General features: G+C 67.1%; 8 protein-coding genes. 5 read left to right on the top strand and 3 right to left on the bottom strand.

The window, feature by feature from the left end; all coding sequences use genetic code 11:
* Positions 1–206: 206 nt before the first annotated feature.
* The 5 genes from EXR94_14670 (at position 207) to EXR94_14650 (ending at position 9,965) form a co-directional block, all read left to right on the top strand.
* Positions 207–2,294, top strand: a complete 2,088-nt coding sequence (locus EXR94_14670) for a CocE/NonD family hydrolase (protein MSR03959.1) — start codon at positions 207–209, stop codon at positions 2,292–2,294.
* Between the two features lie 43 nt (positions 2,295–2,337).
* A complete protein-coding gene (locus tag EXR94_14665) occupies positions 2,338–3,801 on the top strand; it encodes a class A beta-lactamase-related serine hydrolase (protein ID MSR03958.1) in 1,464 nt (487 codons plus the stop codon).
* A gap of 92 nt (positions 3,802–3,893) precedes the next feature.
* Positions 3,894–6,899 carry a SusC/RagA family TonB-linked outer membrane protein gene (locus tag EXR94_14660; protein ID MSR03957.1) on the top strand — a complete coding sequence of 1,002 codons (3,006 nt, stop codon included), beginning with the start codon at positions 3,894–3,896 and terminating at the stop codon, positions 6,897–6,899.
* Positions 6,900–6,912: 13 nt separating this feature from the next.
* Positions 6,913–8,172, top strand: coding sequence for a RagB/SusD family nutrient uptake outer membrane protein (locus tag EXR94_14655; protein MSR03956.1), 1,260 nt, complete (start codon positions 6,913–6,915; stop codon positions 8,170–8,172).
* Positions 8,169–9,965: a CocE/NonD family hydrolase gene (locus EXR94_14650; GenBank protein MSR03955.1), complete on the top strand. Its 1,797-nt coding sequence runs from the start codon at positions 8,169–8,171 to the stop codon at positions 9,963–9,965. The genes EXR94_14655 and EXR94_14650 overlap by 4 nt, the downstream gene beginning before the upstream one ends.
* Before the next feature lie 33 nt (positions 9,966–9,998).
* On the opposite strand, the gene EXR94_14645 is transcribed toward EXR94_14650, so the two are convergent.
* The 3 genes from EXR94_14645 to EXR94_14635 form a co-directional block, all read right to left on the bottom strand.
* Entirely contained in the window at positions 9,999–10,451 is a 453-nt protein-coding gene (locus EXR94_14645) for a hypothetical protein (GenBank protein MSR03954.1), read from the bottom strand.
* A gap of 68 nt (positions 10,452–10,519) precedes the next feature.
* On the bottom strand, positions 10,520–12,841 hold the full coding sequence (locus EXR94_14640; protein MSR03953.1) for a S9 family peptidase: 2,322 nt from the start codon (positions 12,839–12,841) through the stop codon (positions 10,520–10,522).
* 44 nt (positions 12,842–12,885) lie between these two features.
* Positions 12,886–13,500, bottom strand: a complete 615-nt coding sequence (locus tag EXR94_14635) for a hypothetical protein (protein ID MSR03952.1) — start codon at positions 13,498–13,500, stop codon at positions 12,886–12,888.
* Between the last annotated feature and the right edge of the window lie 81 nt (positions 13,501–13,581).

Below are 13,581 nucleotides of genomic sequence, written 5' to 3'. Positions count from 1 at the left end.
TTTCGTGGTGCCGGCCAAGGCGATGGTGGTGGTGGTCACCACCGAGTGGCGCGGCGCCGGGGAAGCGGCGGGGCAGTTGTCATTGAACGGCCTCGACCTGATCGTCAACGGAGTTCTGCCCGCGGCCCGATGACGCCCTTCTATACCGGACTGCGGTCCGGGCCAATATCTTCCCCCCGTGCCGATCCAGTGAGGCCGACCGTCCCATGCGCACGCCCGTGCTGATCCTCGCCCTCGTACTTTCGAGCGGCCCGCTCGCGGCCCAACCGGCCAAGGCGGCCGATCCCGTTCTCTGGGACAGCTACACCCGCTCGGCCACCTTCGTGACGATGAAGGACGGCACCAAGCTCGCCGTCGACGTGGTGGTGCCCGCCGGGTGGAAGGGCCAAGGGCGGCCAACCAGCCGGTTTCCGGTGGTCTTTCGGTACACCCCGTACGGCCGGTCGTTCCTCAATCCGTCGAACGGCCAAGTGATCGTCGATCCATTCTTCCTCCGCCACGGCTACGCCCAGGTTTCCGCCGACATGCGCGGCACCGGCGGATCGTTCGGCTCGATGAACCTGATGGACCCGCGGGTCCGCGACGACGGGAAGGAACTGGTCGACTGGATCGCCGCGCAGCCGTGGTCCGACGGCACCGTCGGGATGCGGGGCGGGAGCTATGAGGGGTGGTCACAGTTGGCGGTCGCGTCGAAGGCGCCGAAGGCCCTCAAGGCGATCGTGCCGGAGCACGCCGGATGGGACCGGTTCCTGATGCATCCGGGCGGGATCTATTCCTACGCCTTCATGCAGGTCTGGACCGCGGTGACCTACCATCTCAACCGGAGCAGCGTGTTCACGCCGGTTCCGATTCCGCCGACCCCGCCGGTGATCGACGAGGACGGCGACGGCGAGATCGCCGACGAGATTCCCCTCGACCTGAACGGCAACGGCTGGTTCTCGGACGACTACCGGTGGCCGCTCGAATCGGGGCCGGCCCCGCGGTACGCCGATGGGGTGGCCCGGACCCATCACTACTATCTCAGCGCCGTGATGCAGCACGTCGCCGACCCTGCCGGCGCGCCCGGGACCTTCGACGGCGATCCGGTCTTCTCGGCGATGAAGTTCTGGGACACCAAGCGCCCGGGCGACGGCCGGACGGCGCCGGATCTCGCCTGGGCCTGGCTTCCCGATGTGATGAAGTCGGGGGTCGCGGTGCTCAACCTGGCCGGGTGGTTCGACGCGTTCGTGGAGGGCACCTTCCAGGTGTTCAGCACCACCCACCGCGCGTTGCCGTCACGCTTGATCGCGCGGCCCGTCTATCACCAAGGGGTCTCCCAGGCGTTTGCGGCGTCGGTTGGCCTGCCCACGCCGGCGGCCGGGTTGCCGATCGAGGCCCGGATCGAGGAACTCCGCTGGTTCGACCGATGGCTCAAGGGTATTCGCAACGGGGTCGACCGGGAGCCGGCGGTCCGCTACTTCGTGATGAACGACGGCTGGCGCACCGCGCCGACCTGGCCACCGCCGGCGTCCGCGCCCGCCCGGATGTATCTCGCGGACGGGAACGGTCTCGCTCGGGTGAAGGCGCCGGCCCCTCGGTCGGACCTATTCACCGCCGACTTCTCGCAATACTCGGCCTGGGAGCCGCTCTTCGGAGCGAAGGAAATTGCCGCGGTTGATTCGTTGTCCGGGCGGCCGGCGCCCGGCGTCGCGGCGTTCCAGCGGAACCGCCAGTTCATGTTCGGGGTGCCCGAGGGGCCCCCGGTGCGGACCGAGCTCGACCGGCGGGGCCTCAGCTACACGACCGCCCCGCTCGAACGCGACACCGACGTGATCGGCCATCCCATCGTGCACCTGTGGGCCTCATCGACGGCGGATGACGGGGATTTCTATTTCTATCTCGAGGACGTCGATCCGAGCGGGCGGGCGGTGCAGGTCACCGAGTATCAGCATCGGGCCGGATTTTCAAAGTTGGTGAACCAGGACCTGGTGATTCCGGGCCACCGCGGGGTCCGGGTGGAACCCGTCCTGCCGTGGCATGGCTATCGGGCGGCCGACTACGACCCCAGGGTCTTTGCCGGGGGGAAGGTGGCTGAGGTGGTGACGGCGCTCTATCCGACGGCGTGGCGATTCAAGCAGGGCCATTCGATCCGGCTCTCGATCGCGGCGGCGGATTGGCCGACGTTCGAGTTACATCCCGCGCTGGCGCCGTCGAACCGGCCGGATGCGCCGGGGAACGTCGTGCCGACGGTGACGGTGCATTGGGGTGGCGCCCGGGGATCGTATCTGGAGTTGCCGGTCGTTCCCCGGTCCTAGGTCCAGGTCCTTACTTTTGCCAGGCCAGCCTCAGGAGAGTCTCATGCGATGCCATGCTGAATCGTTCGTCTGGTTGCTGCTGGCTGGAACGGCCCTCCAGGCACAGACGCCCCCCGCGGTCCGGGTCGACGAGATCTTCCAACGGTGGAACCGGACCGACGGACCCGGCGCCCAGGTTGCCGTGATCCGGAACGGCGAGATCGTGCTCTCCCGGAGCTACGGCATGGCCGACCTCGACGGCGCCCGGGCCGTTGGCCCGCACACGACCTTCGACATGGCGTCGGTTTCGAAGCAGTTCACCGGCTTCGCGATTGCCCTGCTCGCCGAGGAGGGCCGGCTCGATCTCGGCGACGACGTGCGGAAGTACCTTCCCGAGCTCCCGGTCTTCTCCCGGCCCGTGACCCTCCGTCACCTGGTGCACCACACCAGCGGCGTGCGCGACTGGGTCGAGTTGCTCTACCTCTCCGGGTTCCAGTTCGACGATGTCTGGGAGGTCCCCGAGATCCTCACCCTCGCCCGGAGCCAGAAGCGGCTCAACTTCGACCCCGGCAGCGAAGAGCTGTACTCCAACACCGGCTACAACCTCCTGGCCGAGACCGTGGCCCGGGTGAGCGGGATCCGGTTCGCGGAGTTCCTTCGGACCCGGGTGTTCGAACCCCTCGGCATGCGCGACACCCACGTGCACGACGACCATACCATGATTACGGCCAACTGGGCCGCCTCGTACCAGCCCCGGGAGGGCGGGGGCTACCGGGTGCTCGGCAACCACACCGCGGCAGTGGGATCGTCCTCCGTCATCTCAACCGCTGAGGACATTGCCCGGTGGCTTGCCAACCTTTCCACTGGTCAAGTCGGCGGGGGGGCGGTGCGCAACCGGATCCGGGAACGCGGCGTCCTGAACAGCGGCGATACCATCTCCTATGCGTTTGGCGTCCAGGTCGATCGAGTGGGGAGCCACGTGATGCTGAGCCATGGCGGAAGCTGGCGAGGGTTCCGGAGTCAGGTGATGTACCTGCCCGAACTGGAGCTCGGGGTGGCCGTCGTGGGCAACACCACCGAGTTCACCAGCGCCTCCCATGCCCGGCAGGTGCTGGCGCTCTTCCTGCCCCCGGGCACCCTTCCCGAGGCGAACGCCGGAGCCGGCGCACCGGCAAGGGATAGCACCGCGGCGGTTCCCGCGTCCACCAACCGGGTGGAGGATTTTCGAGGCCGGTTCAAGAGTTCCGAACTGTTCGACGTGACCCACGATCTCCGTCCCGCGGACGACGGCACGCTGCGCTGGTGCATCCGGCGGCACGGCGAGGCGATTCTCCGCCCGGTGGGTCGGGATCGGTTTCGGACGATGGGCGTCCGGGGGATGCTGACGTTCCGGTTCCAGCGAGATCGGGCGGGTCGGGTGAGCGGGTTCGCGCTCGATGGGGCCCGGTTCCGGGGGGTCGAGTTCCAGCGGGACTCAGCGTCCGTCGGGGTGTCGTGGTGCGATTTGGGGCGGGGGACGATGCGCTGACGGGGCGTCGAGATCGTTGCGCTCGGCCCGGCCGAGCGGTACTGTAGATAGTCAAGACTCAACAAGCCACAGCACGAAAGGGGGATCATCGTATGCCCGTTCGTCAGGCTCTCTCTGTCTCCGCAGCACTCCCCCATGAGATCCGACTCAGGAGGTTGACGATGCGTTTCGTCACGTCGCTCGGCTTGGCCGTGCTCTCCATCCTCGCGCCGAGGCCAGCCATGGCCCAGGAAGGAACCGTGGCCGGCACGGTCATTTCCGGCCGGACCCAGGAGCCGGTCGCCGGCGCCCGGGTCATCGTGAGCGGGACGCCGACCGTCGCCACGACGGATGTTCGGGGCCGGTTTCGGCTGACCTCGCTCCCCGGAACGGAGGTGGTGCTCGACATCCGGGTCATTGGATTCCGGCGGATGACGGTCACAGCCCGGGTCGGCGACCAGAACGTCCGGGTTGTGATCGAGGAGCAGGCCGTCACCCTCGACGAGATGGTGGTGACCGGCACGGCGGGCGCCGTCGAAAAGCGAACGGTTGGCAACGCCGTTGGTCAAGTGCAGGCCAGTTTCATCAACGAGCGGGCTCCGGTCACCAACGTCCAGCAGCTCCTCAATTCCCGCGTGGCCGGAGTGGTCATCCTCCCGGGCTCGGGTAACCTCGGCACCGGCGGTGTGACCAGAATCCGCGGCGTCGCGAGCCTCTCGTTGTCGAACGAGCCGCTGCTCTACATCGATGGGGTGCGGGTCAACAACGACCCGGCGGCGGGGCCGAACATTCGCCAAGGCCGCCAAGTGTCCCGGATCAACGACATCAACCCCGAGGACATCGAGAGCATCGAGGTCATCAAGGGCCCGGCGGCCGCGACCCTCTACGGGACCGAAGCCTCGAGCGGAGTGATCCAGATCATCACCAAGCGCGGGGTGACCGGCCGCCCCTCGGTCGAACTCACGGCCAAGCAGGGTGGCACCTGGCTGGCCGACGCCGCTTCCAAGGTCCCGACTGTCTTCAGCCGGAACGCCTCCGGCACGATCGAGAGCGTCAATCTGCTGGAGAGCGAGCTCGCCGCGGGACGGCCGATCTTCCAGACCGGGCGGAGTCAGTCCTATGGAGCGAGCGTTCGCGGCGGCACCGATCAGATCCGCTACTTCCTCTCGGGCGACTACGACCGGGGCGAAGGCGTGGTGGACTACAACACGCTCAACAAGGCCAACACCCGGGCCAATCTGAACTTGACGCCGAGCGCCAAGCTCGATTTCTCGGCCAATATCGGCTTCACCACCAGCCGGACCCGGTTTGCCCAGGCCGCGGCCGGTTGGGGAATCTGGGACCAGTTGGTCTGGGGCGCGCCCTCGCGGCTGGCGACCCGAACCCGCGGTTTCCTCCGGGCCACGCCCGAGGCCGCTTCGGAGATCGAGTCATTGGCAAAGGTCGATCGCTTCATCGCAGGGGTTCAGTCGACCTGGCGCCCGCTCGGCTGGCTCTCCCACCGGTTCAGCGCCGGCGCCGACGTGACCGACGAGACCAACTCGATTCTCTTTCCCAGGCATCCCGACGGCTCGGCCTACTTCTTCGGGGCCCTGAGCCTGGGCCAGAAGACGGTCGAGCGGCGCCGAGTCCATTACTACTCGCTCGACTACTCGGCCAACGCCGAACTCAAACTGACGTCGAACATCCGGTCGACGACGTCGGCCGGGGTTCAGTACTATACCAAGCGCTTCGAGACGGTCTCGGTCCAGGGCTCGCAGTTCCCGGCCCCTCCGGTCACCACGGTCGGCGGCGCGGCGGTCACGACCGGCTCGGAAGACATCATCGAGAACAAGACCTTCGGGCTGTTCGTGCAACAGCAGTTCGGCTACAAGAACCGGCTCTTCGTCACCGGGGCCTTGCGGGGCGACGACAACAGCGCTTTCGGACAGAATTACGACTTCGTCGTCTACCCGAAGGTGAGCGCGAGCTGGGTGGTGAGCGAGGAGCCGTTCTGGCGTTTCAAACCGGTGTCGACGATGAAGCTGCGGGCCGCGTATGGCCGGGCCGGCCAGCAGCCCGATGTCTTCGCCGCGAGACGGCTCTATCAGCCCACCACCGGCCCGGGCGACGTCTCGGTGCTCACCCCGCAGGCGGTCGGCAATCCGGACTTGAAGCCCGAGCAGGGCCAGGAGATCGAGGTCGGGTTCGACGCGGGGCTTTGGAATGACCGGATCGGGATCGGCTTCACCTACTTCCGGCAGCGGCGGACCGACGGGATCGTCCTGAAGCGGGTTCCCCCGTCGACCGGATTCCCCGGCTTCCAGTTCGTGAACGTGGGCGAGGTCAAGAACAGCGGGGTCGAGTTCGAGTTGAACACCCAGGTGCTGACGAGCCGCCGGTTCGGTTGGGATCTCGGCTTCAAGGTCTCGACCGCCACGAATGAGGTGGTGAGCCTTGGTGGAGTGCCGCCGATCGTGTTCGGGGCCCAGCAGCAACGAGAGGGATACCCGATCGGGTCGTTCTTCGAGCGGCGGATCATCAGCGCCGACATCGATGGCGCCGGCCAGGCCATCAATATTCTCTGCGATCCGGGCCCCGCCGGGGGCGCCGGCGTTGCCTGCGCCACCGCCCCCAGAGTGTTTTACGGGAGGCCGACGCCCAAGTGGGAGGGCGCCGTCTCGTCGACCTTTACGATTCTCGGGGGTCTCCAGATATACGGACTGGTCGATTTCATGGGCGGATTCCTGATCGAGCACGGCGACATCGAGGCGATGCACACCGCCTTCCGAAACTCGAAGGCAATCGTCGACCGGAAGGACCCCATTCTTCTGGCGTACGACCGGCTCGGAATCGCGGCGCCGGTCGGCTTCTTCGATGCCGGGTTCGCCAAGCTTCGGGAGGTGTCGGCCACCTATACGCTCCCGGCTAAGCTGTCCCGTTCGTTCCGGGTTTCGCGGGCCGCGATCAATATCGCGGCGCGCAATGTGGCCTACCTGTGGCGGGCCCAGCGGGAGATCTACGGGGAACCGATTCCCGACCCGGAAATCCGAACCCCGGGGGCCGAACTGTCGGCCTACGTCCAGACGGTGCTGCCGCCGTTTGCCCAGTTGATCACCACTATCCGTCTCACCTTCTAGGCCGGAGGAACCCATGTCCGCACCCATGAGCTGTTTCCACCGCACGACCGGTGGGCTGGCCCTGGTCGTCGCCGCGGCCGGCCCGCTGACCGGCTGCGGCAGCCTGCTCGACGTCGAGTTGCCGACCCGAGTCCCCGCCGAAACCCTCGATAACCCGCAGCTCGCGGCGACGATCGTCGCCGGCGCCGTTGGGGATTTCGAGTGCGCCCTCACCAACTACATCACCGCCACCGGCCTCCTGGGCGACGAACTGGTCGAGTCGACCGGGTGGATCGCGGTGTTCACGTGGGACCAGCGGCGGATCTTCTCCGACAACGGCAACCTGGCGAGCGGCACCTGTACCGACCTCGGCTTCGGCCTCTTCACCCCGCTCCAGACGGCCCGGTTCCAAGCCGACAATGCCCTCGAGCGGATCACCGCCTTTCCCGACGCCAGCGTGCCGAACAAACCGGTGTTGCTCGCCACGGCGGCGGCCTACGCCGGGTACGCCTACACCCTGCTCGGCGAGGCGTTCTGCGAAATGACGGTCGATGCCGGGCCATTGCTGTTGCCCCCCGCCGTCCTCGGGACCGCGGAAACCCGGTTTACGACGGCGATCGGTCTGGCCACCACCGCCAACAACACCGATATCCTGAACATGGCCCGGGTGGGCCGGGCCCGGGTCCGGCTCAATCTCGGGAAGAAGGCCGAGGCCGCTGCCGACGCCCGGGCGGTTCCCGCCGGCTACTCCAAGACCGCCAGCCGATCCACCGCCAATGAGCGGCGCTGGAACCGGACCTACGCGGAAGGCCAGCGCAACTTCTACATCTCGGTTGATCCTCGGTATCGCGACCTCAGGGTCGGGGCGGTCGCCGACCCGAGAGTGAGCACCGTCGATGCGGGACGGAACGGGCACGATGGCGTCAGCCGGGTGTGGTTCCAGCGGAAGTACCTCAGCGAGTCAGCTCCGGTGCCGATCGCGACGTGGCGCGAGGCCCAACTGATCATTGCCGAGGCCGAGGGCGGCCAGAGCGCGGTCGAGGCCATCAACCGGCTCCGAACCCTCGCCAGCCTGCCCCAGTTCAGCAGTACCGATCCGGTCGAGATTACCGGGCAGGTTCGGGAAGAACGGCGCCGCGAGTTGTTTCTCGAAGGGCAGCGGCTGAACGACCTGCTCCGGTTCAATCTCCCGTTCGACACCGGCGTCAATCCCAAAGGCGTCGCCTACGGCGATACCAAGTGCTTGCCGCTGCCGGACGCCGAGCGGCTCAACAACCCGAACACCAACAAATGAGTCCGCTCTCGCGCCGTTCCGTCATTCTCGGGGCCGTGGCCGCACTGGCCGCGGCCGGCCTGGGCTCCTCGGCCGCCGTGGCGCAGACGGCGGCCGAGTACCCGATGGTCATTCGGTACAACGTCAAGGTGGCGATGCGGGACGGGGTTCGCCTCTCGGCCGATGTGTACCGGCCGAAGGGCGAGGGCGCCCGGCCGGCCATCTTCGAGCTGACGCCGTACAACAACAACTCGGCCACTTCGATGGCGGACGCGTGGCAGTTCGTCAAACGGGGCTATGCGTTCGTCACCGTCGACGTCCGGGGGCGCTACGATTCGGACGGCGAGTTCGCCCCGTTCAGCCACGACGGCAAGGATGGCGCCGCCGTCATGAGTTGGATCGCCGCTCAGGCGTGGTCCAACGGCAAGGTGGCGACCATGGGAGGATCCTACCTGGGCAAAGTCCAATGGGAGATGGCCAAGGAGCGGCACCAGGCTCATTCGGCCATCGTCTCGTACGTGTCACCGGCCGACGACTGGCATGACGGCACCCGCTTCAACGGAGTTCCGAAGCTCGACCTGATGTACACCTGGATGATGGGGATGGACGGCCGGGTGCGGCAGGCGTCGGCGGGCTGGAACTGGGGTCAGGTGATGCGGGGTCTGCCGCTCAGCACCTTGAGCACCGGGGTCGGCCGCGAGGTCTCGTATTGGCGGCTCGCCATGGAACACGACCGGCTCGACGAGTACTGGCAGCCGCTCCAGATGCGGGACCGTTATGGGAGCTTCGATATCCCGTCCTTCAACGTCACCGGCTGGTACGAAGGCCAGTTGCGGGGCCAAATTCAGAACTACGCCGGCGTCGCGAAAGCCGACCCGGCCAAGCACATGCTGGTGGTGGGCCCGTGGCTCCATGGCGTCAATCGCAACCGGGTGGTGGGCGAGCGCGACGGGGGGCCGGACGCCATCATCGACTTGAACGGACTCCGCGATCGCTGGCTCGACGCCCGGATGCTCGGCGCCACGCCGCCGGAACTGCCGAACGTCCTCTACTTCCTGCCGGTGAAGAACGAGTGGCGCACCGCCGCGGCGTGGCCGATTCCCGGCACCGAGTTCACCAAGTTCTATCTCGAAAGCGGCGGCAAATCGAATACCCTGCTGGGTGACGGGGTCCTCCGCCGGGACCGTCCCGGCGCTGGTCCGGCCGACCGGTTCAGCTACGATCCGGCCAATCCCGTTCCGTCGGTCACCAGCCGGACCGCCGGCGCGCGGGGTGGGCTTCCGAATGGCGCGGTCGACCATCGCGCGGTCGAGACCCGGTCGGATGTCCTGGTCTACACCTCGGAACCGTTGGCGGCCGGGGTGGAGGTCACCGGACCGGTGAGCGCCGTCATCTACCTGGCAACCGACGTCGAGGACACCGACGTGGCCGTGAAACTCCTCGACGTAGCGCCGGACGGCCGCTCGCTCAACATCGCCGAGGGGATTGCCCGGGCCAAGTACCGGAATTCCTACTCGGCCCCGGAACCGGTGGTGCCCGGCAAGGTGTTCCCCCTTGCGATCGAGCTGTTTCCGACCAGCACCTACTTCGAGGCCGGGCACCGGATTCGGATCGAAGTTGCGGGCAGCGATTTTCCGAACTTCGGCCGCAATTTGAACACGATGAACTCGGAGACCGGCACGGAGATCCGGGTGGCTCACGATCGGATCGAGCATACGGCGGTATTTCCGTCCCACATCGTGGTGCCGATCGTGCCCGCGGGATCCACCCAAGCGTGGCGAGGAATGTCTCCTCGCGCTGGTCGAGACCGCTGAGCGGCGGCTACAGGGAGCGGGCCCGCTCGGCGGTCAGTTTCGCCGCGGTGGCCTCCGATCGAGTAGCTCCCGGTCCGCGGGACGGAGATGGGTGGGGCCGAGCTCGCGGGCGCGATGGAGCAGAACCTCCACCCCCTCGCGGTTCGTCTCGTGGAGCGCGTCGAGGTCGATCACGTCCCACGGGGTCGAACCAGCCGAGGAGCCGCCCCCCGCTCGCGCCGCGCTCGAGCGGGGGGCCAGCAACAGCAGGGCGGCGAGATCGAGGGCCAGGGACAGGGACAGGGGACCGGTATGGGCGAACAGATAGCTCAGCACCGTCCACGGACGGAGGGTCATCGCCGAGGGGGTAAAGGCGAGCTGATCGAGGGCCCCGGGCAGGGTGGCGACGACGATGAATCCGGCCAAGGTGACGAGCCAGAGCAGGCCGGCCCAATGGACGGCGGGGAGGGTGACGGGCCAGGATCGTCGGAGGGGCGGGGTCGCCATGATTAGACCCTGACGTTGGAACCCGCCAAAACGTTGCAGGCTGATTCCGAGCGGCCACCGATTGCCCTTCAGGGCTTGAGGTGCTCGACGAAGTACCGCACCTTGAGCTCGGCGTTGTACTCCCCGCTCCTGCCGAGCGCACCGTGTCCGGTATTCGGATAGACCATCACCTTGTGCTGGATACCCAGCCGAATCAGCTGCTCGGACATCTTGAACATGTCCTTCATCGTGCCGGTATCATTCGTGCCGCTGGTCAACAGCAGTTTCCCCTTCACCTTGGGCGCCAGGGCAAACGCGTCGGCGGCGTCGTACAACGCCTTGTTGTCCTGGGGCATGCCGAGGTAGATCTCGTAGAGCGTGAAGCTTCTCGAGTCGAAGCCGGGAAACTCCGCGACCGCGACCTTGTAGAGATCCGGGGCCTGGGTCAGGGCCCGGAAGGCGTAGTGTCCGCCCCACGACGCACCGTGGATGCCGACCCGGCTCAGATCCATGAACGGGAGGCGTTCGCCCAGCTGCCGGAGCGCGCCGGCGTGGTCGGCGATCTCGAAGTTGCCCCAATTCCGGTAGATCGCATCGTGAAAAGCCTTCGAGCGTCCGGGCGTGCCGCGACCATCCAGCGTCACCACCAGAAAACCCAGGTTCGCCAGCGCTCGATCGAAGTTGATGAGCCGCGCCAGCGGCCCCACGAAGGCGCCACCGAAGTCCATCGGTCGCCACGTGGTCTGGGGCCCGCCATAGATGTACTCCACTACCGGGTACTTCTTCTTCGGATCGAAGTTGTAGGGGAAGTACATCGTCGCCCAGAGATCGGTCTTCCCGTCCGCCGCCTTGACCACGTATTCCTTCGGCGGAACCCAGCCCACCCGTTTCACTTGGCCGAGATCGGCCTCGCCTAGCGTGCCGAGCAGGGAGCCGTCGGCCTTCCGGAGGACCGTCTTGGGCGGCACGTCTACGCTCGAAAACGTGTCGGTGAAGTACTCCGCCGAGGGAGACAGCTGAACGCCGTGCTGGCCCGGCCCGTCGGTCAGTTGATGAAACCCGGTACCGGTCAGGCTCACCCGGTAGAGATGGGTGTCGTAGGGGCGGGCCTGATCGCCGTGGGCGTAGAAGTAGACCCACCCGTTCTTCTGATCCACCCGGACCACTTTGGTCACCGGGAATGTCCCTTGGGTGAGCCGGGCGACCAGGGTTCCGTTCATATCGTAGCGGTACAGATGGTCCCATCCGTCGCGCTCGGACCGCCAGATGAAGCCCGAGCCGTCGGGCAGCGGGGTGAGGCCGGTGTCGGTGCTCCAGATCGCTTCGTGCTGATTGGTAAGGAAGGTTTTCGACTGCTCGGTCATGAGCACCCGGGCCGCGCCGGTCCGGGCGTCCGCGCTCATGATGTCGACCTTGGTGAGCAGTCGATCGTACCGCGCGAACAGGAGATGGGCGCCGTCCGGCAGCCAGCCCAGCACGATGAGATACTGGTCGGTGGTGTCGCCGATATCGACGTGGACCGGAGCACCGCCGAAGACGTCGAGCAGATAGAGCTCGTTCCGATTGAGACGGCCGCCGGCCGGGATGGTGATGACCTCGACCGCTTCCTCGAGCGGCTTGAGCCATTGAACGGTCGGAATCCGGGCCATGCCCCGGGTGTCGATTTTGAACACGGCGAGCCGCTGGCCGTCCGGAGACCACGGGTTCCACTTGACCGTCTCGACGTCCCAGAATTGCTCGGGTTGGCCGTCGTGGGTGACCTTGACGGTCCGCCCGTCGATCGTGGCCCGGAGGACGATGTCGTCGTCCTCTATCGAGGCGAACCACTTGCCGTCCGGTGACGGGCTCTCCGGCACCAGGCTACGACCCAGCCCAGCGAACTGTTCCTTGTAGAACATCCTCGGCGTGGTCCGAGCCTGTTCGCTCACGAGCAGCGGGCTGTAGTCAAAAGACGTCGGCGGGATCGGGCGCTCCAGGCGGTAGGTGCGCAGGTCGAGCTGCCAGGTGCTGCCCTCGAGGGCGAATTGCACCAAGCTCGGCCCCACGAACGCAACCTGTTCGAACGGGACCCCACGGCCCGCGGGCTCGAATCCCAGCTTCTCGGTCAGCGCGGCGCGGAGGCGCGGGATATCGAAGAGCGGCTCCTTCCGGTTCGCCGGAAGCGTCACCCGGGACATGACCCGATCCTGGGGGCCGCCCTCGGCATACCAGAAGCTGCTTCCGTCGGCGAGCCACCCGGGTTGGACCCGGCCGCCGCGCACCAGACCTCCGAAGTCGAGGTAGGCCTCGTACGCGGCTCGGTCGATCGAATCCGATGCCGGGGCAGCGACGGGAACGGTCGGCGAGCGGGGGCTGCCGGCTTGAGGGGCGGTCTGGAGCAGGCTTAGGAGAGCGTAGACGGCTGGAGGCATGGAATCCCGTTATCCTGAATGGGTGTTAAGTGATAGCGCCTGTGTCAGCGGATCGATGGCTTCCGCCGGGCCAATCGCTTTGGCCGGTACGGTGCCAGGGCTCCCGTCAGTTCCCGTTGGGCCAACGTGGCAAGCAGAGCTCCATTGGCGCCCCGGCTGGCGGACAGGACCAGCGCGCCGCTCAGGACGATCGACAGGCGCTCCGCCAGCTGGCGGCAATCGGTCTGCTCGAGCTCGCCCGCGGCGACGGCGCGTCGTAGCAGTCTGGCCAGCGCGTCGATCGACCGGTCGAGGTGCTCGGCCTGCCAGCGGCGGAGCGCCGGGTCCTCCGTCGCGATCTGCAGCAGCGAGATTGACAGGTGAATCCCGGCGGGGCTCATCCCCGCGAGGCCGGCTCGAACCCAATCGAGGTAGCCGGCCAGCGGGCGCTTGATCGTGATCATCGCCTCCATCGCGGCCAGCCCGGTGCGGCCCCAATTCTCGAACACGGCGCCGAGCAACTCGGCCCGGCCGCCGAACCGTTGGACCAGCCGAGCGGCGCTCAGGCCGACCTCGCGCCCGGCATCGGCGAGGCTGAATCGGGGGCCGGCACGCTCCAGCACCCGGCGCACCCCCCGGATGACCGCGTCATCGGAAACCTCTTTACGGCGGCTTCGCATCAGCCCTTAACTTAATGTGCATTCATGATACGGGAACCGCCCCGCCCCGGCCGACCCCCTTCCCGCTCCTCGAGTACCGAT

This window comes from Gemmatimonadota bacterium, from assembly GCA_009692115.1.
Classification (GTDB): domain Bacteria; phylum Gemmatimonadota; class Gemmatimonadetes; order Gemmatimonadales; family GWC2-71-9; genus SHZU01.
This window is presented reverse-complemented; position numbering and strand designations above follow the sequence as displayed.

Coding starts and splice junctions, on each gene's coding strand:
- EXR94_14645 (MSR03954.1), bottom strand. CDS start 10,451: ATGGCGACCCCGCCCCTCCGACGATCCTGGCCCGTCACCCTCCCCGCC.
- EXR94_14640 (MSR03953.1), bottom strand. CDS start 12,841: ATGCCTCCAGCCGTCTACGCTCTCCTAAGCCTGCTCCAGACCGCCCCT.
- EXR94_14670 (MSR03959.1), top strand. CDS start 207: ATGCGCACGCCCGTGCTGATCCTCGCCCTCGTACTTTCGAGCGGCCCG.
- EXR94_14635 (MSR03952.1), bottom strand. CDS start 13,500: ATGCGAAGCCGCCGTAAAGAGGTTTCCGATGACGCGGTCATCCGGGGG.
- EXR94_14660 (MSR03957.1), top strand. CDS start 3,894: ATGCCCGTTCGTCAGGCTCTCTCTGTCTCCGCAGCACTCCCCCATGAG.
- EXR94_14655 (MSR03956.1), top strand. CDS start 6,913: ATGTCCGCACCCATGAGCTGTTTCCACCGCACGACCGGTGGGCTGGCC.
- EXR94_14665 (MSR03958.1), top strand. CDS start 2,338: ATGCGATGCCATGCTGAATCGTTCGTCTGGTTGCTGCTGGCTGGAACG.
- EXR94_14650 (MSR03955.1), top strand. CDS start 8,169: ATGAGTCCGCTCTCGCGCCGTTCCGTCATTCTCGGGGCCGTGGCCGCA.